At 32.9% G+C, this 19,707-nt stretch carries 13 protein-coding genes and 1 pseudogene; 2 read left to right on the top strand and 12 right to left on the bottom strand.

Translation table 11 applies throughout. The features are described 5' to 3' along the window. Window positions 1–36: 36 nt before the first annotated feature. From JFU50_RS26040 to JFU50_RS26090, 12 genes and pseudogenes are all read right to left on the bottom strand, one after another. A complete protein-coding gene (locus JFU50_RS26040; protein WP_201224769.1) occupies window positions 37–1,524 on the bottom strand; it encodes a zinc-ribbon domain-containing protein in 1,488 nt (495 codons plus the stop codon). 1,378 nt (window positions 1,525–2,902) lie between these two features. Further along, entirely contained in the window at window positions 2,903–7,030 is a 4,128-nt protein-coding gene (locus tag JFU50_RS26045) for an RNA-directed DNA polymerase (protein WP_242489104.1), read from the bottom strand. After that, complete coding sequence (locus tag JFU50_RS31120) at window positions 6,954–8,549, bottom strand: TOTE conflict system archaeo-eukaryotic primase domain-containing protein (protein WP_242489105.1); 1,596 nt, start codon at window positions 8,547–8,549, stop codon at window positions 6,954–6,956. Before JFU50_RS31120 ends, JFU50_RS26045 begins: the two co-directional genes overlap by 77 nt. 554 nt (window positions 8,550–9,103) lie before the next feature. Then, window positions 9,104–9,707, bottom strand: a pseudogene (locus tag JFU50_RS26050) (recombinase family protein). Window positions 9,708–10,110: 403 nt separating this feature from the next. Then, a complete protein-coding gene (locus tag JFU50_RS26055) occupies window positions 10,111–11,061 on the bottom strand; it encodes an FAD synthetase family protein (RefSeq protein ID WP_207198833.1) in 951 nt (316 codons plus the stop codon). Window positions 11,062–11,092: 31 nt separating this feature from the next. Continuing rightward, window positions 11,093–12,358 (bottom strand): MFS transporter, encoded by a 1,266-nt coding sequence (locus tag JFU50_RS26060; protein ID WP_242489156.1) that lies wholly within the window; start codon window positions 12,356–12,358, stop codon window positions 11,093–11,095. A gap of 373 nt (window positions 12,359–12,731) precedes the next feature. After that, window positions 12,732–13,895 carry a homogentisate 1,2-dioxygenase gene (locus JFU50_RS26065; RefSeq protein WP_201224772.1) on the bottom strand — a complete coding sequence of 388 codons (1,164 nt, stop codon included), beginning with the start codon at window positions 13,893–13,895 and terminating at the stop codon, window positions 12,732–12,734. Between the two features lie 40 nt (window positions 13,896–13,935). Continuing rightward, window positions 13,936–15,237: a fumarylacetoacetase gene (gene fahA / locus JFU50_RS26070; protein ID WP_201224773.1), complete on the bottom strand. Its 1,302-nt coding sequence runs from the start codon at window positions 15,235–15,237 to the stop codon at window positions 13,936–13,938. Further along, window positions 15,234–16,196: a hypothetical protein gene (locus JFU50_RS26075; protein WP_201224774.1), complete on the bottom strand. Its 963-nt coding sequence runs from the start codon at window positions 16,194–16,196 to the stop codon at window positions 15,234–15,236. Before JFU50_RS26075 ends, fahA begins: the two co-directional genes overlap by 4 nt. Before the next feature lie 140 nt (window positions 16,197–16,336). Then, on the bottom strand, window positions 16,337–16,888 hold the full coding sequence (locus JFU50_RS26080; RefSeq protein ID WP_201224775.1) for an NADPH-dependent FMN reductase: 552 nt from the start codon (window positions 16,886–16,888) through the stop codon (window positions 16,337–16,339). 60 nt (window positions 16,889–16,948) lie between these two features. Continuing rightward, window positions 16,949–17,992, bottom strand: coding sequence for an LLM class flavin-dependent oxidoreductase (locus JFU50_RS26085; protein WP_201224776.1), 1,044 nt, complete (start codon window positions 17,990–17,992; stop codon window positions 16,949–16,951). Window positions 17,993–18,193: 201 nt separating this feature from the next. Then, a complete protein-coding gene (locus JFU50_RS26090) occupies window positions 18,194–18,547 on the bottom strand; it encodes a DUF3870 domain-containing protein (RefSeq protein WP_201224777.1) in 354 nt (117 codons plus the stop codon). A 217-nt stretch (window positions 18,548–18,764) separates the two neighbouring features. Between JFU50_RS26090 and JFU50_RS31630 the strand changes: the two genes are divergently transcribed. Then, on the top strand, window positions 18,765–18,896 hold the full coding sequence (locus JFU50_RS31630) for a hypothetical protein (protein WP_274608369.1): 132 nt from the start codon (window positions 18,765–18,767) through the stop codon (window positions 18,894–18,896). Window positions 18,897–19,197: 301 nt separating this feature from the next. After that, complete coding sequence (locus tag JFU50_RS26095; RefSeq protein WP_201224778.1) at window positions 19,198–19,677, top strand: hypothetical protein; 480 nt, start codon at window positions 19,198–19,200, stop codon at window positions 19,675–19,677. Window positions 19,678–19,707: the final 30 nt, after the last annotated feature.

The following is a 19,707-nucleotide window of genomic DNA, read 5'->3' on the forward strand; positions in this document are numbered from 1 at the left end:
AATGTCAAAAGCCTTAATTTAACGAGTTTCTACTATTTAACATCGCTTATTTTTAAGATTTTTCTCATAACAATTCGGACATCCACTATGATTACCATTTCTATTGTATATTCGTGCCCACCATTCGTGACTGCACTTTTTACATAACCACCAAACTTTAAAATGCGAGTTTGCAAAGTAATCTTGCGGGCCTTTTTCATTTTTAGTTGGATGCCATTCATTCGCCAGTGTAGGATTTACATCAGCTAAATTATTAAGTTTATTTATTCTTCTATTTCCACAATCAGGACAATTGTTACCCCCATGTGTTCTACTTGCAATTGTAGCGGACCATTGATGCCCATAAATACAAACCCAATTTACTTTTTCATGACTTGCAACTTGAAAATTTTCTGGTTTTAAATCCCCATTCTTATGGTAATCCCATTCATTTAAAAGTGTGGGTCTAATAGTGGCTAATGAATTTTCATATTCCATACGATCCATTAAATCTAAAATTGACACATTATCTCTTTCAATATTTATATCAGGAATTTGTTGAATATGATCAATAAATATCTTTTCAAGACACGTTTGAAATGCTTTCATAGAATGATTTTTAAGATCATAAAAAAATGTATTTGGATTCGGTGATTTATATGTAGGGCATTCCGGTTCTCGAATTCTAATGAGCTTTGTATATGGCATTTTTTCTAGTAACGCAATGTCTTTTTTTATATCACGCTTACAATCCTTATGATATAGACCTCCGTCATACTCAATTACTAACTTAATCGACGAAATGTAAATATCCAAAACCATACGTGTACCTAAAAGTGGTGTTTCCATCTCCACATCATCAAAATGTTTTTTTAAATAATAAAAGAGTGCGTATGATTGTTTCGACACTTTCTTCGTTTTATTACACCTTGGACACCCTGTTCCGCCACTTGTTCGATGCTTTGGAGTTGTTTTCCACTCATGGCCCTTCTTACATCTCCATAGAACCTTAACCGATGCACCAGGTGGGACATCTTCTGCAGTCTTATTTATATTCTCGATACATTCAACCCATTCATTTGCTATATGCGGATAGAGCTTAGCTAAACTGTTTGTTTCATTAACTCTTAACCCACGACAATATGGACATCCATTACTACTTCTTTTTCTAGTCATTTGTTTAATTGGCATTTCAAACGAATGACCCTTTTCACAAATCCAATAATATTTTTGATTGGAGCCTGCAAGCACACCCTCTGGAGTAGATGGATTATTTCTCTCATTGTCCCACATAGCTACTAGGTCTGGTCTTTTTCCTAATAATGAGCGTTCAAAACATACTTCTAACCCTTTGCAATATGGACACCCTGTTCCATTAGTTCTAGATGCTAATTTAGCCTTATAACTTGGATGCCCTTCTTTGCATTTCCACCATACATGCTGTCTACCTTTTGGAGGAACATCACTAGGCTTTATATCTCCGTTTATTTCATAGTCCCATTCATTGGCCAATTCTGGATATACACTTGCTAGACTTTTCTTCATTTAAACCACTCCAAAAAAACACAGCTTCTTAATTCATTCATATCCAAAATTTACAACAATTAGACTATGGAAGAGTGTCCTTACTTTTATTTTTTGTCAACTACTGTAGCTTTGAAAAGAAGCTTGATCAAATAAATACTAATAACCTTGATAAACGAACAAAAAGAAAGAGCCTGATTTGAAAAAAAGATTAATCAAAACGGGCTCTTAATATATTCAATTTAATCATTCTTTTATAAAAAGGCTTAATCAAATGGTATTTCTTGCTTAACTAGTACACCCAGTTTGTTGAAGAAAAAAAGTATGTTTCTTGAAAATTGGTGACATATTTTTTTCTTTTTTGTGTAGCTTTGAAACAAATATTGATCATTTTCCATACCTATTATAGAACTAGTCGAGTAGAAGGGAACCTTTCTACCTTGCGGTAGATTAAGTTCCTCCCCCCTCACAGAACCGTGCTTGCGCTATTCACGCACACGGCTCCTCCTAGTTACCATTCACAAAATGTAGCTAATCTCTTAGATTCAGATTTTGCTAATTCTGCTATCCTTAGTAGTTTTGTTTCCATTTATCCCTACCTCTGAGTGTAGTAAATGTTTCCCTAGTAAGGGCGATAACTGGTAGCTAGCCTTTCCTCCATCGGCATTACCCAACTTCATTGGTACTACGCTGCTATCCGACTCCCTGCACAGCATTTGGTTTCCTTGCTTTTTATCGCTTGTACACCATACTCTTCTAACAAGAAAAGACCGGTAGGGTCTCCCGAGTTGCCGTATCATATCGATTTTAACGTGCCAAGGTCTCTGACTCCAGAGAGGTTTTATCCATCTTGCCCTTAACGAAGGATAAAATGTAGCTTTCTGCAGTGCGTAAGGCATCAGCCCTCTCGATTTACTAACATTATGGAGCTCAATCCCTTCAACCATTTGGCTTTCGGCCCGCCACCTAACTGTCACGCTTAAAGACTAAAGTTACCTTTAGCCCTCCAAGACTCGCTACGAGCGAATGGCTAGTTCTTACTCGACGGGAACCCCACCCGCTATATGATACGACCTAGGCTCGGCCGCACACGCGACCGTTAGTTGCATAAGATAAAGCTACGACTGGCAACGATTCATATCAAAATAACTTATTTTTTAATCAGCGATATTAACTGTAATGTTAATAATCAGTATTATGTAAACAAAAACTAATGAAATACTTTCTTAAAACAACATCTTATATTTTTTCACAGATCTACCAAGAGTCATTAAAGTCATTATTATAAAATAAAAAAAAGTCAAAAGCCTTGAGACTTTTCACTTTTAAATACTCTTGAATATATAAATAGTGGTTTCCTTAAGAAAAGATCTCTTCCAATCCTCATCTCATCCCAGCATTAATCTTCTTTGTGCTCTTTAGTTCTTTCAAAAAGAGCAGGTAAATTATCAGATTCCAAAGTAAATAGTCGATGACTTTTCTTTGGAGTGGATCCCTTTCTTAATATTAAGTTGTAATCCGAGTTATATTTTTCTCTTGTTTTATAAAGATCACGAATATATTTATCATACTGATGTTCCTTTTCCTTATCAAAGTTGTATAGCTTTGCAATAAAATCACTATCTCTAATTAATTCTTCAAATAGTTTTTGATTTTTCACATCAATATTAGGATTAGAAATTAATACAGACTCATTAAAGCTAATACTACTTTCAACAGGAAAAAAACTAATATTTTCAGTTGGCATATCAAAAAGAGCACTTATTTCTCTTTTAAGATATTCTTTAGACTTATCAGTATAACTTATAAAAACTAAGTGTATTTTCTTAAACAACTTAATTTTACTCTTAAAAAATTCATGTTCTTCTGATTTAATAGGGTAATACTTTTCTATATTTATACTGTTTGATCTTGTTTCTTCACTTAACTTTCCTGATAAATAATACCGTTTTAAAGCATTAATAATTTGGCTACCTGAAATCCCAATTTCAGATAATAAAACCAACTCATATTCAGAGGTATTTTCCTTTAGAACTCTCGATACAAACTCATCAAGCTTAAGCTGTCTTTTACTTTGAAATTGACTTGTCATTCTATGAAAACCGTTATCATCTTCAGCAGATTTAATATGGAAAAACAAGTTATTCCCCTCAAGCAATTCTTTAATTTTAGAGAAGTAGCTCGCTATCTCTTCATCCTTAATATATTTATGACTTGCTATAACATTAAGAAGAGCTTTATGATATTTTTTGTCAAACCTTCTAATCCACGATACTAAATCAGATCTTATATGCATTAATTCTCTTTCAATATAAAAAGATTGTTCTTGTATTATTTTTACTGCATTATCAAAATTCCCATCGTATATAATATTTCTTTCTACATCTGTGTTATTTATAAAACAATCCAGATTAATAAAGTCCATTTCTTTTTCATATCTTTTATACAGCTTTTCTCTAGTCCTTATACAATCTATAGTTCTTCCGATAATATCAGGCAAAATTATAATATAATATTTGGAACCATATTTATAAATAAAAACCTGTTCCGTATTTTCTAATACATTTATATCACTTAACTCCAAATTTTTCGCGAAAGGTTCTTTTTCTTTAGCGTTATACAGAAATATCTCTGACCATTCATCTTCTGGAATATTAGTATACTCATCATTTAGACTTATTTCATTCAAGTTATCATCAAATTGAATATCACCTTTTTTAAATAATTCTAAAATTTCATCACATTCTCTTTTCTTATCAACTTCTGAAAAGCTTTCGTTTATAAAATACCTCATAAAATTCATTTCTTTTTCGATACTTTTTGAAACAACTTCTCCGCTGTAATTTCCAACTGATTGCGTAGTATATTTCACACTATCACCTATAGTTTTAAATATTCCATAGAGTGTCGAATCATTAGCACGAATAGGGTAAAATAATAGCTTTAATTTATCTTCATTTTCTTTATAAATAGAATGATAAAACTCTAGGTAACTATAAAACCCTCTGTTATTTCCAAGAATATTAGATTTTTCGTCAACAAAGGAAATGATAGATTCAAATTTACACAGTTCAAAGTAAAATGGATCAGTAATTTTATCATTATCTAATATTTTATATAGGTGTTTTAAATAACTGATTTTCCAGTCTGGATCAACTTTTAATTTATCTGGGAAAAAGTGAGTATTTAAATCCTTTGTTTTTATTACATAGGGTTTACCTCTATATAATTCAATGTCATTATAAACTCTCTTAAAGAATGCTTTATAGAAATTTTTCTTATCATTATCAATAATCTCAGTTTCTGACAGTATTAATTTCTGATCATAGCTTGAAAATGGTATTAAAGGAAAATATATATCTTTATGAATTAAATCGTTATCACCCATAATATTAGGGAAAATTTCTGGATTTTTCAAATATTTCTCTTTAAAAATATTTAACCCCTTTAAGACATCTAAAAATTTCCCAATATAAGAATAAAAGTCCTCTTCATTTTTCATAAACTGATTCAAAAACACATAATCATTTCTATTATAATTAAAAATTATTGATACATATTCCCCTTTTAACCACTTTTCTTCTTTAAATTGAAGCCCTTTTAGATAATCAAATTTTAATGTCAAGACCTCTTGTTTTGAAACTCTAACTAGTAGTTGATTTGCCCTTTGCAAAACGATTCTATCATTTTCAATAATATTTCTTTGTCCAATTAATTTATTTGGATACATTTGAACATTTTCTTCGTCTAAAATCCACGAAATAAACTCCAAATTATATTTAAGTTGAATTTCTTTTATTATGTCTATTCCTTCTTGATTTAAGTAATCGGTAATATTTTCTTCATCACCTTTTATCTCCATTAAAAACAAAACAAGCCCAGTGTGAAAATGATCATACAATTTTAGATGATCTATGTCCCCATTCCCATCTACGAAATTATCATGAATTTTAATAATTAATATAGTATTTAAATTGTTTTTGTCAATTTCCTCAAAATTCAAGGAAGATGTTCTTTTTAACCAATTATTATAATCAATTTCAATATTTGGATAATTCCTATTGACATAAGTTATCAGGTTAGTCCATACTCTCTCTATATTCCGATAATTCTTTTCACTCACTGATAATAAACAGCAGAGATTATAATACTTATTAATAATTTCTCTATTGTCTAAATAAGAAGAAGAAAAATCCACTGGTTCAGTAGTACCCATTGTTTGATTTATTTTGTAAAAAAACATTTCAGACACTCTAAGAAGAAGACTCGATGATAGGCTATTATAAAACACTAAATTATAACTATTAGTGACGAATCTTTTAATATCTCTTTGTTTCCATAAGATATTCAAAATCTTTTCTTCTAAGACAGCCGGAATTCTCTTATTAAATTTAAAACCTATAACTTTTAATAAAGTTTTATCGTTAACTTCATTTAAAAAATCAGATTCTATATATTCATTATCTAATAACATTAAAGAAATTATTAATTCTAGTTCATAATCTACCAGCATTGTTTTATCTAACACTTTAATAACACTTATTATTTTATTCTTATCATCAAAATTATTGTAAAATACTCTTTCAAATAAAGCATTTAAGAATGATCCTCTAGCCAACCCTTCTAATAACTTAGTGTTCTCAACAAAATTTTCAAATGCATTATTATTTGAAAAATAAAAGCTAAAGTAATTTCTAAACAATGATCCTCTACCTATCTTTAAACTAAATAGATATGTCTCAAGTTTTTTCTTTTCTTCCAATAATCTTTTATTATCATTAAAATGTGTAAAGTAAAAGCTTAAGTTGTCTTCATTAATTTCATCTATATTTGGTTTTACCATTTTAGTTAAAATTTTAGTCGCTCTTTTATTGGTGAAATCGGAATTTATTTCCTGAGTTTTCGAAGCATTATCAACAAAATACTTATTATTATTGAAGTAATTCTCAAATGCATTTCGTGAATTTTTAACTTGTAATAGAAGATATTTATCCCAGTTAATTTCTAAGTCTAAAGAATCTAAATAGGATTTTATTTTCCCTAATACTATTTTTGCCATTTCCTCATCTTCCAGAATTAATATAATATCATCAACATATCTGTAATAAAAGTTGAAGTTTACCTCAATCAAGTTTTCTATATATTCATCTAATTCTATTAGATAAACTTCTGCTAGATATCTCGCAAAGGCAGGGCCTTGAGGTACTCCTTTATCATCTAGTTTTTCTGCTTCACATAGATTCATTAAATAATCTATTAAATTATTATATTTATTCAACTGTTCTTCACTTAATAAACTTATTTTTTCTTCAATTATCTTTGATGGGCCGTGAATAAGTTTCGTTCTTAATCTTCCCAAATTAATACTGGAATAAAAGTTTTTAATGTCAAGCTTTAAAACATAATGGTCTTCTAGTAAATCTTCATTTAGTCTTTCCATAATTCTATTTCTATAAATTAACCATTGTCTGCATCCAAGGTTTATAGATATTATAATTAGCAAAACTATTTTCAAATTTATATCCATACGAGTTATCCGAAAACTCAGTATAATAAAAGGAATTCAAAGTTTTAATAAGGTATGTAGATATTATCTTTTCTTCTGCTGGAAGAGCATAAAGAGTCCGTATTTTTTCATCTTTTTCATATCGATTAAATTTATAGAAATCGTTTATTTTATATTTACCGTTTAGAGTGTTAGTAACCTTCTCTTTAAAATCTTTAAGATTAATGTTGTCTAATTCTAAGTGTGTAAATAAAAATGGTATTTCATCGTTTTGCTTTGTATACTTTTTTTGAACTTTTCTAATCCTATCAATTTCAGATTCTTTTACTTCAAAAGCATCATATGGTACCAACTCCGTATCTTTTAGATACCTAAGAGGAGAGTACTCTTTTAAGTTAATAATTCCTTGTTTTTTTACCACCACATCATTGTCACAGTCACAATTATACTGTGGAAATTTAGTTCTTAAGAATACACAGGTTGGAGGATAGAGATTTAAATTTTCAAGTTTTTTCTTAGTAAGATCTGGCCTGAAATTATCTATTTTAGAAAAAAACTCCCACAATAGTTCCTTTCCATAATTATCATTTTCTGAAGTTTTCAATCTATTTAATAATCCTACAAAAATTACTCTTTCATTTTCATTAAGGTTGTTTGGATAATTCTTTAGTAATTCCTTAACTATGTTACATTGGCTTAACTTATCCAAAATACTATCTAGATTTTCTCTTGTTTCCTTTAAGATTCCTCTTGTTGAAATAAAAGGATTTAATTGCTTGTTATCTTCTTCAATTAACTCTATATCTAATTTTGTTACTACATCATTAAACTTTTGTAATTCGTAATTTGACAATATACTTAATTGTGAATTAAGAAAACTTTCATCAAGATTACTTCTCCAATTATCCACGGAATTAGAAAACGAATAAATATCTTCAATAAGATAAGAATAACATTGCGATTTAGTATGAAATGATAAAGGAAGTTTAACTCCAAATCCTACCCTGTTATTGTTGTTATTTCCGTTTTTAGGAAATACATCAACATTAATGTTGCTATTTTTACTTTCTTTAAACTCTTCTTCTATTTTCTGTATTAACTGGTAAGCATGTGACTTTTCAATAGACTCAGTAAAGACTATCCAAATGTGGATTCCTCTGTTACCTGAAAATTCTGTAATATATTTAATGCGTAGTGAATCTAAAAATCTGCTTACCTTTTTTACTTCATCAATTAGTAAGTCCATATATTTATCAGGATGTTTTGAATCATTCCTTTTTATTACCGCTTTATCTATGTCAAAATCTAGACATATCCACTTTAATTTAGTTTTTACTTGCTGATATGTAAGATAGCTTTTTTTATTTACTAACATATCGTGTATCCTTAGTGGATCCATAATATTATTTTTAGTATTATAATTGCCATCTTGTAATTGTTCTGCAAAATATTTTTTATTCATAACAAAAAGTTCATAAAGCTTATTTGCAAGGCTTTTATATAGTTTTTTCTTTGATATATCTGTGGTCCTTATTTCCATTTAATTTGCTCCCCTCATTTATAAAAAAAATATACACTTTATTTAAATCTAAAAGAAATCAACCTAGTTCAATTCTACTATTCATAACAATTTTATCCAACAAAAATTTCAAATATATTTATCTACAGTAAAAATATGTTAACTATATTTTTTTGGAAGTAAGCGCTAGCAATTGATGATATAAAATTACATTTTATTTAACTATAATGATTTTTAACTACGCGACTATACAGGAGTAGAAATTTCTGTGGTAGCATTTGGTCTATTTGAATAAAAATTATTGTTGTTTAAAGACAAAACGATATATAACCAAGTACATTGTTGATAGGTTGGATTATTATTTCCTAGTCAGTTTATCCGCGTATTGTAGGAATTAAGAAAAACCAATGTTTCCTTAATAACCTCTATTACAAAACATACGTTTGTTGGGAAGAAAATGCATAACTCGAATACATAGGAGTAAAATAGTTTATAGAAGAAATTTTAATTATAAAAGTACAAAAAAGGAGCATTTGCTACGCGGCAGATACTCCTTTTTTGACTTGTTTCCTCTATTATATTGAGCTACTTTTAAAAGCCCTTTCATATTCTTTAACCAACTTATAAAAAGTCGTCTTTTTAACATTTAATCCTCCCATGGCCTTCACAGCTGTTATCTCTCTTGATTTCCATCGATTATAGACTTGTTTAACTCTTCTGTAATGGTTGCTTTCGGTCGGCCAAAAGCGATGCCATTTTGCAATGCCACATCAATTCCTTCACACTGCCTTTTTCTAATTCGTTCCCGGTCCTCTTTCGCAATCCAGGAAAGTATCTGCAAAACTAAACCGGCAATGAAAGTCCCGAAGCTATCCTTAAATTGTGTAGTATCCAGCAAAGTCATATCCATCATAACAATATCTGCTTGGATTTTTTTGGTGATGTCATTCCATTCCTAAAGAATCTCTTCTTTGTTCCGGCCAAAACGATTCAATGAATGAATATAAAGAACATCCCCTTTCCGGATGTTACTTTTAATAATTGATATTGAACTCGTTCAAAATTTTTTCCACTTTGTTTATCCATAAATATATCCCCTTTCATCAAGCCCTTTTTCTTTCATGGCCTGTAAATGTCTACCCCGTTTTGTTCTTTGCTGCTGACGCAAATGTACCCAATTTACGAACGTCCAGTTTCTGTTTTATTTCTCTTATTCCACCAAAAAACGTTCGTATAAGTGTATGTTAAAACAAGAACGTTCGTAAAATATTTTTATACTTTAACGAACATTAAAACAAGGTCATTTCATACAAAAAATCCCGTTCGTAAAAGTGTCCTTTTTCGAACAATGCAAGTCCCAATAAGTTTACCCTATTGGGATAAATGCAAAAAACTTCTAGTGTACATTTTCCTATTTGTGAACGGGACTCCTTAATAGATGGTTCAATAGAAAGTACACGATTCATTTCTTTAGTCTTCAATTTTTTGCACCAGAACCCATAGATGAGGGTCACTAATATTCTTCATCCTTGTTTTTAAAAATTTTAAAATATTTTAGCTCCCCTTCCAAAACGATAATTCTTCAACCATTTGACCCTTGCAATATTTTGGAATTTTCTGCAGACCATTCATTAAGCCACTTTATCGTTACCTCTTCACGATGGGCTATTTTAATAAGTTTAGGAATCTCTATTTCGACGGCCACTTCTCCATCTTTTCTTGCATAAATAGAGCAAACACTCTGAAATCTTTGTTCCTTCATTAACACATCTACTTCATAAAAACCATGACTTGGTAGCGTATTAAAAGAGGATACTTCCATTCTTACTTTAGACACAGGGTTTAAGCGAAGAAGCGGATATACTTGAGTTATACATCCTTTCGTTTGATAATGATCTCCCAGATAATCAGCAATTTGATTGACCTGTCCGGAGTTCAAAAAGTTCCTAATCACAGTAGAGCTTATTTTTTTTCCGTATAATTCTACCTTTGGCACCATATTTACACGAAATGCCCCTTTTCCATGTGTTTCAAGAGTTTGCATGTTACCTAATCCTTTACTGCCATATGTAAAGTCAAACCCGGCTACGACATCTTTTACTTGTAAGGAAATAAGATATTTTTGGACAAATAATTCTGGTTCTAGTCTTGCAAAATCTTTATCAAAACGGACCACATATAGTTGCTCGACACCCAGATGCTCAAATATTTCTATTTTTCTTTCCAATGATATTAAATAATTAAACTTCACTTGATTTAATACTTCTTTTGGATGTGGAAAAAATGTCAGAACAGCCAATTTTAATCTCTTTTGTCTTGAGATACGCTTAGCCTTTTCTATCAGTTGTCTATGCCCTAAATGAATTCCATCGAAAAAGCCAAGAGCCATGACACATGGTTTTGATTCGGTTAGTAAACATTCCGAAATTTGATTAAGAAAAGTGGTTTTCAAAATAACCAGCTCCTTCCGGCTTTCCATCTTATTTTTGGCTTTGTAACATTCCTCTGTTGAGAATGGCTCGTATCCTTTCACATCCCGAAAGGATATGAGCCATTATGATTAATTAAACAATTTCACCTTTCTTGCTCGGTATTAATATTATTCCAATTACCGCAACTAATCCTGCAATAACAAATGTATAGAAACTCCAAATTAAGTCCACATTCATACTTAACAAGAATCCAACAAGTACTGGTCCTGAAATGGCCCCTATCCTTCCGATCCCAAGGCCCCAGCCTAATGCAGTAGCCCTAGATTGAGCAGGATAATACTTTGTTACGAAAGCATTCATGATTTGTGTACCACCTACCGCACCAAAACCAGCTATCCCTACTAATAAATAAGTAATTGCAATCGGTGGTGCACCAATCGTTAAAAAGAAAGCACTTAACGCGGCAAAGAAATAGGAAACTCCGATTACCCTTTTTGAACCCCAACGGTCAGCAATTGTACTAGCAAAAATAGCTCCTATTCCAGCTGTAAGATTCATGACTAGTAAAAATGACAAGCTGGAATTAAGTGAATAGCCCAATTCTCTCATGATTTGCGGCAACCACGTGTTTAGTCCATAGACTAAAAAGAAGCCCATGATATACGTTAACCAGATAAACAATGTGGCTCTAAGATACTGCTTCGAGAAAAGACCTTTAATTGATTTTTTTTCTTTCTCTGCCCCTTTTTCAATTTTTGCTTCTTGGTCCATAAATATGGAAACATCCATTTGATAACGCTTACAAATCATTTCTGCTTCTTCTTTTCGATTCCGAGAAAGCAGGAAACTTACTGATTCCGGTAAAAACTTAATCATGATCGGTACCACTAATAAAGGAATCGATCCGATCCAAAACATCAATCTCCAACCAAATGAATCTAAAAGGAAAATGGCTAAAATAGCTCCTAAAACTGTACCAAAGGAATACCCCGAAAACATAAGTAAATAATTTAGTGATCGACGATGAGAAGGTGAATATTCAATGACAAGAGCAGAAGCAGTTGGAATAACCCCACCTAGCCCAATCCCTCCAATAAAACGAAACAAACCAAACATTTCTGGTGAAGTAGCCAATGCACAAGCTATCATTGTCAGTGAAAATAAAGTCACAGCAATCACTAATGTCCATTTTCTTCCGAAAAAATCAGTAATTGTACCAATCAAAATAGCTCCAATTAGCATTCCAAATAGCGCATAGCTTCCTATCGTACCTGCTTGAGCAGGTGATAATCCCCAAGGTTTGTAGTCTAATAAACTAGGCAGAACCGCTCCATAAATGCCCAAATCATAGCCATCTGCAAATATACAGAAAAAGCAGATGCTCAATATGAGATACATTAAAGAACGTGGAACCCCACCTTTTGCTTTTGAGGAGGTTTCTATATTTATATTTTGAGGTGTTTCTTTAACAACTTGACTCATTCTCATTTCACTCCTTAAATTAGGCACATAAAATTTTTTAATGGGTCAATCACTATTAAGCTCTCCTTCTAATTTCCTTAAAAGGAACCTCTAATACTTATTAATTAAGAAAAAAAGTGATAAGTTAGTGTGAAATTTTTTTTATTTAGTAAGGATTTTCTCGACTCATGTTTAGGCTGTTCTCCACACAATCTTAAAAGTATTGAGCTTGCGGGCTAACAGCCTAACTTTTTTCACTATGTTCTTATTTAAAAAACGCTTTATCGCTTTTCTAAAAAAACTATCGCACTTATTTTTTCTCAACCCAGCTATATTGATAGTTGACATCTTCCATCTGCTGCGCCTTCTTAACGACTTTTAAAGGACGAAATGTATCAATCATAACCGCCAATTCCAGTGTCTCTTTTTTACCGATACTTCCTTCAACTTTTCCAGGATGTGGACCATGCGGAATGCCCGATGGATGGAGTGTAATAGATTCTTGCATTACTCCTTTACGGCTCATAAAATTCCCTTCCACATAATACAAGACTTCGTCACTGTCCACGTTACTATGGAAGTAAGGAGCCGGAATGGCTTCTGGATGGTAATCATATAAGCGAGGCACAAAAGAGCAAATAACAAAATTATGTCCTTCAAACGTTTGATGGACTGGCGGTGGCTGGTGAATGCGCCCAGTTATTGGCTCAAAATCACTTATATTAAATATCCAAGGATATAAATAACCATCCCAGCCAACAACATCAAGCGGGTGATTCGCAAAATAATGGGAATGCAAGTAGCCTCTGGACTTTGTTCGCACTTCGAATTCCCCTTTTTCAGTGTAGGTCTCCAGTTTTTCAGGTCCTTTTATATCTCTTTCACAAAAAGGACTATGTTCAAGAAGTTGACCAAATTCATTTCGATAACGCTTAGGAGTCGTGATCCAGCTATTTGTTTCGACAACAAGAAGCTTGGATTCTCCTTTATCTGGCGCAACTTGATAAATCGTCCCTACCGGAATAACAATATAATCACCTGGCTTATACTGGAGAGTTCCAAAAGTGGTTTCAATTTTCCCCGTACCATGATGGACAAATAACAGCTCATCTCCATCTCCATTACGATAGAAGTAATCCATATTTTTGATGGGATTCACTACACCTATTAACAAGTCTTCATTTCCAAGAACATATTCCCTTCCCATTACAGCATCACTTGGTTCTTTATTCACATTGTCGGTGTAAAAATGACGGGGACGAAGCGCACCTTGCTCTTCGTATACCACATGACGATCTCCGATTAAATCTGTTTTATAAAACTGGGTAGGAGGGTTATGATGGTATAAAATCGACTGAATCCCTGAAAATCCTTTTGTTCCCATAACTTGCTCTCTAAATAAAGAGTCATCCTCCTTACGAAACATGATGTGCCTCTTAGGAGGTATTTTCCCCATTTGTTGATACCACGTCATGCTAATAAGCCTCCTTTATAAATAAATTACCTTATTGAAATCAGTTACCAATATACGTTGGATCTTTCTTTCGCAATACCTGTTCACGGTCAAGCGCCGGCTCGATTACTCCGACAACTTCTCCAAAGCCGATTCGATAGCCTTCACCTTGGCACCAGCCTGTCATCGTCAGCTCATCCCCGTCTTCCAGCCACTCTCTCTGTTCCTCTTCGTTTAAACGAATTGGTTCTGTACCTCTCCATGTCAGCTCTAGCAAACTACCGCGGGAGTCTTTTTCAGATCCGCTAATCGTACCAGAAGCAAGTAAATCGCCTGAGTTCAGGTCGCATCCTCCAATGGTATGATGGGCGACTTGCTGAGCTATACTCCAATATAAAGATTGATAATTACCTGAGCAGATTCGTTTTGGTGTACTCATCCATTCGCTTCGTAAATGCACTTCAAGTTGAATATTAAATAAACCTGGCTCTGGCTGTTCGAGATATTCTAGCGGTTTCGGATCCTGGATCGGTCCTTTTACACGAAAAGGCTCTAGCGCTTCTAATGGAACTACCCACGGTGAAATGGAAGTTGCGAAATTCTTAGCTAGGAATGGACCTAAAGGTTGATATTCCCATGACTGGATATCACGAGCACTCCAATCATTTACTAAAACCATTCCAAAAACATGCTTTTCTGCCTCTTCAATCGGAATCGGTTCTCCACGTTCATTCCCAATACCGATAAAGCATCCCATTTCCAGTTCAAAATCTAGTTGTCTACATGGCTCAAAAATCGGGGCACGATCAGGTAACTTTATTTGACCTAAAGGACGTCGAACATTCGTCCCACTCAAGACAACAGAACTAGCTCTTCCATGGTAACCTACAGGCAAATGAGTCCAGTTAGGCATTAAAGCATTCTCTTTACCGCGAAACATAATGCCAACATTCGTCGCATGCTCTTTGGAAGCATAAAAATCTGTGTAATCGCCAATTTTGACAGGTAGATGAAGTTTCACACCTTTTCTAGGAAGAAGTACTTGTTTACGAAAATCATCATTATCTCTTAGTTGCGGTTCATCCTTTGACAATAAGAGTTGGAGCTTTTTTCGTACTCCACTCCAAATCCCCCTTCCCAATTCCATAAAATGATTAAGCGAGGACTTGTTAAAAACCGTATTTCCTTCGTCGATAATGTTCTCAAAAAAACCTTTCTCTTCCAAAAGCGATAAATCTAATACATAGTCTCCAATAGCAACCCCAACTCGAGGGTTTGGTTGATTATTTGTGCTAAATACTCCATATGGCAGATTTTGAATAGGGAAATGAGAATCTGCATTTACTTCGATAAATGATTTCACTTGCTGGCCTCCTGTCGATTACTTAATTCCAATAATTCATCTCTTGGTTCATCAAAACTGCAACTCCCAAATGAACATAATGAATTTTTTCGAAGCTCTTTCATCTCTTGAGATGTAATACTTAAACTTTGCCAAGCCAAACGATCATCAGCGATCGTAAAATGATTTGTATTTTCATCGGAAATGATTTTCTCAATCCTTTCTTCATCTAGATTAAGATGATAAGCAAGCATACCTGCCAGGAAGATGTTAAGAAAACCATGCATCTTTGTGTTAACTTCTTCCCGATATATTCGAATCGGGTGATGTAGTCCAGCTGTGAACTTTATAGGTAAATCTCGGTCACGACATGAAGCGATTACAAAAGCAACTTTTTCAGGGCTTGGAAACATCTCAGCTTTTATTCCACCGGTTCGCGACTTAACTCCTAATCTATCTTTATGTAGTGAATTGAATGCTTCTATTGCATCCAACGTGCTGCATAAATGCTTTTTCCAATGGTCGTCGTTAAGCAGGGACATTTCACAGAATGCTTTCATTCCTAATTTTTTTGCCCCCGATGAAACTTCTTCTAACAGATCCTGAGTTGGCACAATAGATGGCAAAGGCATTTCAAACGCTTCTACGTTGGACCAAACATTATATTTATTAGAAAAAGCGTGAATTTGCTCTAAGTCTTCTTTAAGCTGAACGATACATTCATTCTCAGACTCGCTTTTTCTACCGACAACTGAGAGATTTAAAGGTTTTTTCTTTAAAAATAAATCAGTATAAGCTTGAAGTTCATTAATCTTCTTGACAGGTATAATGAACGGCCCTAACATCCAAGCATCTTCACTATTGATATAATTCGCATAATTTTCAATCGCAGCATCCAATGGTAGATTAGCTGGCGGAAATAATCCTGCATAATCAATTAAATTTTCTAACAAAACGTGGAGATTAGGATTATTTTTCATTTCTATCCCTTTCTTATAACACGTAATTTTTCACATCTCTTAATATTCGAATTTGCTTCTCTCTTGGCAACGTTGATGTAATCCGTTCCCAGTAAGTGATATTTGAAAACACTTACTGGGAACGGATTTAAATATATATCTTATTCTCTAATTAACATTTGACCTAAGCCATGTTGCATATGAACCAGTTCATCAGCCAAATTCCGGATACGCATCACAATTTCCTCATCATGAATCTCATTTTTATCATTATAATGACTTGTATGAGCGTACACGTAACTTGGTGCAATATAAGCACGCAAATAGCCCGCTATCGGTTTTAATTGATTTTCAACCATTAAGTAATGCTGGTTTGTTCCACCATTAGCCGCAAAGCCCATTACTTTGTGACGGAATACGTCCGGGGGAATTAAGTCAATTAGATTCTTTAAAGGCGCAGGGATTGAACTATTGAAAATGGGCGACCCAATCAAATAAAAATCTGCTTGAGTCACTTTCTCTATTACTTTTCTTGTATCTTCGTTATAATCATCTAGTTTTCTGCCATCGCAAAATTGTAGATCATAATCCCTTAAATCTAACATTTCCACTTCTATTTCAGGATGTTTTTGTTTTACTTCATCCAGTATCCTTTGCACTAAGACATAGGTTTTTATACCTAAAATTGTCCCTGATATCCCAAGGAGTTTCATAAGTTCCTGCCTTCCTTTCTTGAGGTTAATAACTCAAAACGTTTTACAAATTCTTTCTTATTAGACACCTTGATCGACTTCAACTAACAATTCTTTTTCCGCGGATTTATTAAATGCCGGCATCACTTCTTTTGCGATCAATTCCATTGATTTTAAGACTTTTTCATGTGGTAATCCGCCAAAATTCATAAGCATCATGATATGATCACAACCAGCATCCTGATATCTTTTCAGCATGGCAATAACATCCTCAGGCGAACCAATTAGTACTTGCTCTCTATCTCTTAAATCCTGATATTTCGCGCTTTTGCCATACATACGTGTGTCAAGATATAAATCTAGATGAGGTTTAGCAATTGCGATAGCTTCTTCTGTTGTTTCTGCTACATAAGTATGAAGAGCGAGCGGAACTTTCACTTTCTTCTCATTATGACCTGCTTTTCGATACGTATCTTTGTAACTATCGATGATATCTTTCAATTCAGCAATTGAATTGCAGGCGACGTAAGGAACTCCACTAATGTTATAGCCCATTTTCCCAACAAAATTAGCACCATTATTACTTAATGTACCAATCCAAATTGGCACTTCCTTCTGTTTAGGGATAACTTCAAGTTTAATATCTGTAAATTGATAATAATCTCCATGATGTGAGAATTTCTCACCTTTCCATGCTTTTTCAATTACAGCAAGGGAATCATTGAATCTTAATGCTTTATCTTTCCCCTCAACATTAAATCCGGCAAATTCATGTGGAAGATAACCGCTTCCTAAACCTAAATTTAGTCGACCGTTGCTTAATACATCTAGTAAAGCGTAATCTTCTGCTACTTGAATCGGATTCTTAAACGGTAATGTCACAATGGCGGTACCTAGTCGGATGTTCTCTGTCCGTTCTGCTGCTATAGCAAGAAACGTTTGAGGTGTAGTTAAAATTCCATACTCACTAAAATGATGTTCAGCAAACCAAGCAGCGTTATATCCTAAACCATCCGCTACAACCGTTTGTTCTAATACTTCATGCAATAGTTGCTCTGGTGTACGTTCAAATGTTGCTTTATAATTTTTATAATTGTCAAATACCGTAAATAAACCAAATTCCATCTAAAAAACCTCCAATAATTTTTTTAACAAACAAAAAACCAGCAGTAATAGAAATTAAACGAAGTGATACTTCATTTAAAATTCTTATTACTACTGGCTCTTTATCTACGTATTGAGGTTCGGCCCTTGTCCTTGCTCAATAGATAATCCAGTTAAACACTAGCTTTATGTTGTTAGTGTTATTATATTATAAATTTTCAGTTATTTGCAAGCGTTTTCTTTAATCTCGAAATTATTTTTTCTTTCTTGATAACTTTTCTTAGCTGTAAGCAATGCTTGAATAACAGCCTTCTGTGGCGGAACAATAAACCTTTTTTCTATATCTACAATAATTTCATCCGTATTAAATAAGGATTTTCCTCGAAGTAATTCACTTACAAACTCATTTGTTAATTCTTGTAAAAAGGTAAATGTTGCTTTTATGATCGTATCAGTCTCCGTATCAACCATAAGGATACATCCTATTGTTTTTTGCAACTCAAAAACTGGCGTACCCTTCGGCAATTGAGCAAATCCTGCTACTAGAACATAACTTTCCTTGACTTCTATAGACATAAATTTTCATCCCTTCTTCCGCAATTACTGAAATAATAAATATGCATTTATATTATTATAATCTATAAATAATGTATTATCATTATATGGTTCTAGTGCAAAGATAAAATAAAAGAGAATAAAGCACATATATTCCTAGCGGAATCGTATCTTATACTGCAAGCCCAAACAATTGATGGATGAATTCTTTCTGATTTTGCCCTGACTAATCACGTTGATGGCAATTGCGACATCACTTGGAAAATATATATATACATTAGTTGTTCCAGATGCTACACCCAAGCAAATAGCTACCATTACAAAACTATGTATTGTTTTAATATTCGGAATTCCCTATAATTTGCCTTAGACAATGAAAACTCAATAGGTGTACTTTTTCTAATGGCATATAGCTTTGTAACACAATTATCTCCAGCAATCATTAGCAGTGTGGCTTTGAAATAAAGTTGAACTGTTTATAAAAAAGTCGCACCGTTTTGAAAAAAGTTTAACCGTTTGCAAAAAAGATGAACCGGAATTTCCTATCTCTTTAAAGATTGCGAGACCACTTACTATTTTATAGGTGGTCTTTTTAGTTTTTAGGAAAATAAAAAAGACATCAAATTATTCAAGAGAGTATAATGGTATGTATTAAAAATAAGGAGTTAAAAATGAATCTATCAGAATTATTTCAAATGTGGGTAAATCATCCAAAAGAAGGAAGTGGTAGAAGTAATTTAGACAATACAGATGAATGTTGGAAAAAGGTATTACAAAATATTCGTAATTGGGAGAACAGTGAAGATAAAAAAGAAAATGAGTTTGCAAAATATCTACTGTATACAGGGAAAATAAGAAGAGTTCATTTAGACCTTGATGAAGTGAATTATAATAATCATTATGTTTCATGGACATCAGCTGAAAAATTAGAAGATTTATATTGGTTCGATTCATCGTGTGCTCATACAATAATTACAGCAGAAGCAACAAAAGATAATCCAGGAATTAGTGTTAAAGGATTTATAGAAGCTATGAAACTTGATATTAAAAATTTTGAATTAAACTCACCGACTATCAGAGCAGAACAAGAAGTGATTTTTCCATTACAAGAAAAATCAATATTAAGCATTGAAAAAATAAAAATAAAATAGAGATGAAAAATGACATTAAATCCTTAGGAA

The sequence above is a fragment of the Peribacillus sp. TH14 genome (assembly GCF_016651145.1).
Classification (GTDB): domain Bacteria; phylum Bacillota; class Bacilli; order Bacillales; family DSM-1321; genus Peribacillus; species Peribacillus butanolivorans.

What these genes read in the sequence shown, in the direction of transcription:
- JFU50_RS26040 (WP_201224769.1), bottom strand. Translation starts at nt 1,524, where the DNA reads ATGAAGAAAAGTCTAGCAAGTGTATATCCAGAATTGGCCAATGAATGG.
- JFU50_RS26045 (WP_242489104.1), bottom strand. Translation starts at nt 7,030, where the DNA reads ATGGATATAAATTTGAAAATAGTTTTGCTAATTATAATATCTATAAAC.
- JFU50_RS31120 (WP_242489105.1), bottom strand. Translation starts at nt 8,549, where the DNA reads ATGGAAATAAGGACCACAGATATATCAAAGAAAAAACTATATAAAAGC.
- JFU50_RS26060 (WP_242489156.1), bottom strand. Translation starts at nt 12,358, where the DNA reads ATGTATCTCATATTGAGCATCTGCTTTTTCTGTATATTTGCAGATGGC.
- JFU50_RS26065 (WP_201224772.1), bottom strand. Translation starts at nt 13,895, where the DNA reads ATGACGTGGTATCAACAAATGGGGAAAATACCTCCTAAGAGGCACATC.
- JFU50_RS26075 (WP_201224774.1), bottom strand. Translation starts at nt 16,196, where the DNA reads ATGAAAAATAATCCTAATCTCCACGTTTTGTTAGAAAATTTAATTGAT.
- JFU50_RS26080 (WP_201224775.1), bottom strand. Translation starts at nt 16,888, where the DNA reads ATGAAACTCCTTGGGATATCAGGGACAATTTTAGGTATAAAAACCTAT.
- JFU50_RS26085 (WP_201224776.1), bottom strand. Translation starts at nt 17,992, where the DNA reads ATGGAATTTGGTTTATTTACGGTATTTGACAATTATAAAAATTATAAA.
- JFU50_RS26090 (WP_201224777.1), bottom strand. Translation starts at nt 18,547, where the DNA reads ATGTCTATAGAAGTCAAGGAAAGTTATGTTCTAGTAGCAGGATTTGCT.
- JFU50_RS31630 (WP_274608369.1), top strand. Translation starts at nt 18,765, where the DNA reads ATGGCAATTGCGACATCACTTGGAAAATATATATATACATTAGTTGTT.
- JFU50_RS26095 (WP_201224778.1), top strand. Translation starts at nt 19,198, where the DNA reads ATGAATCTATCAGAATTATTTCAAATGTGGGTAAATCATCCAAAAGAA.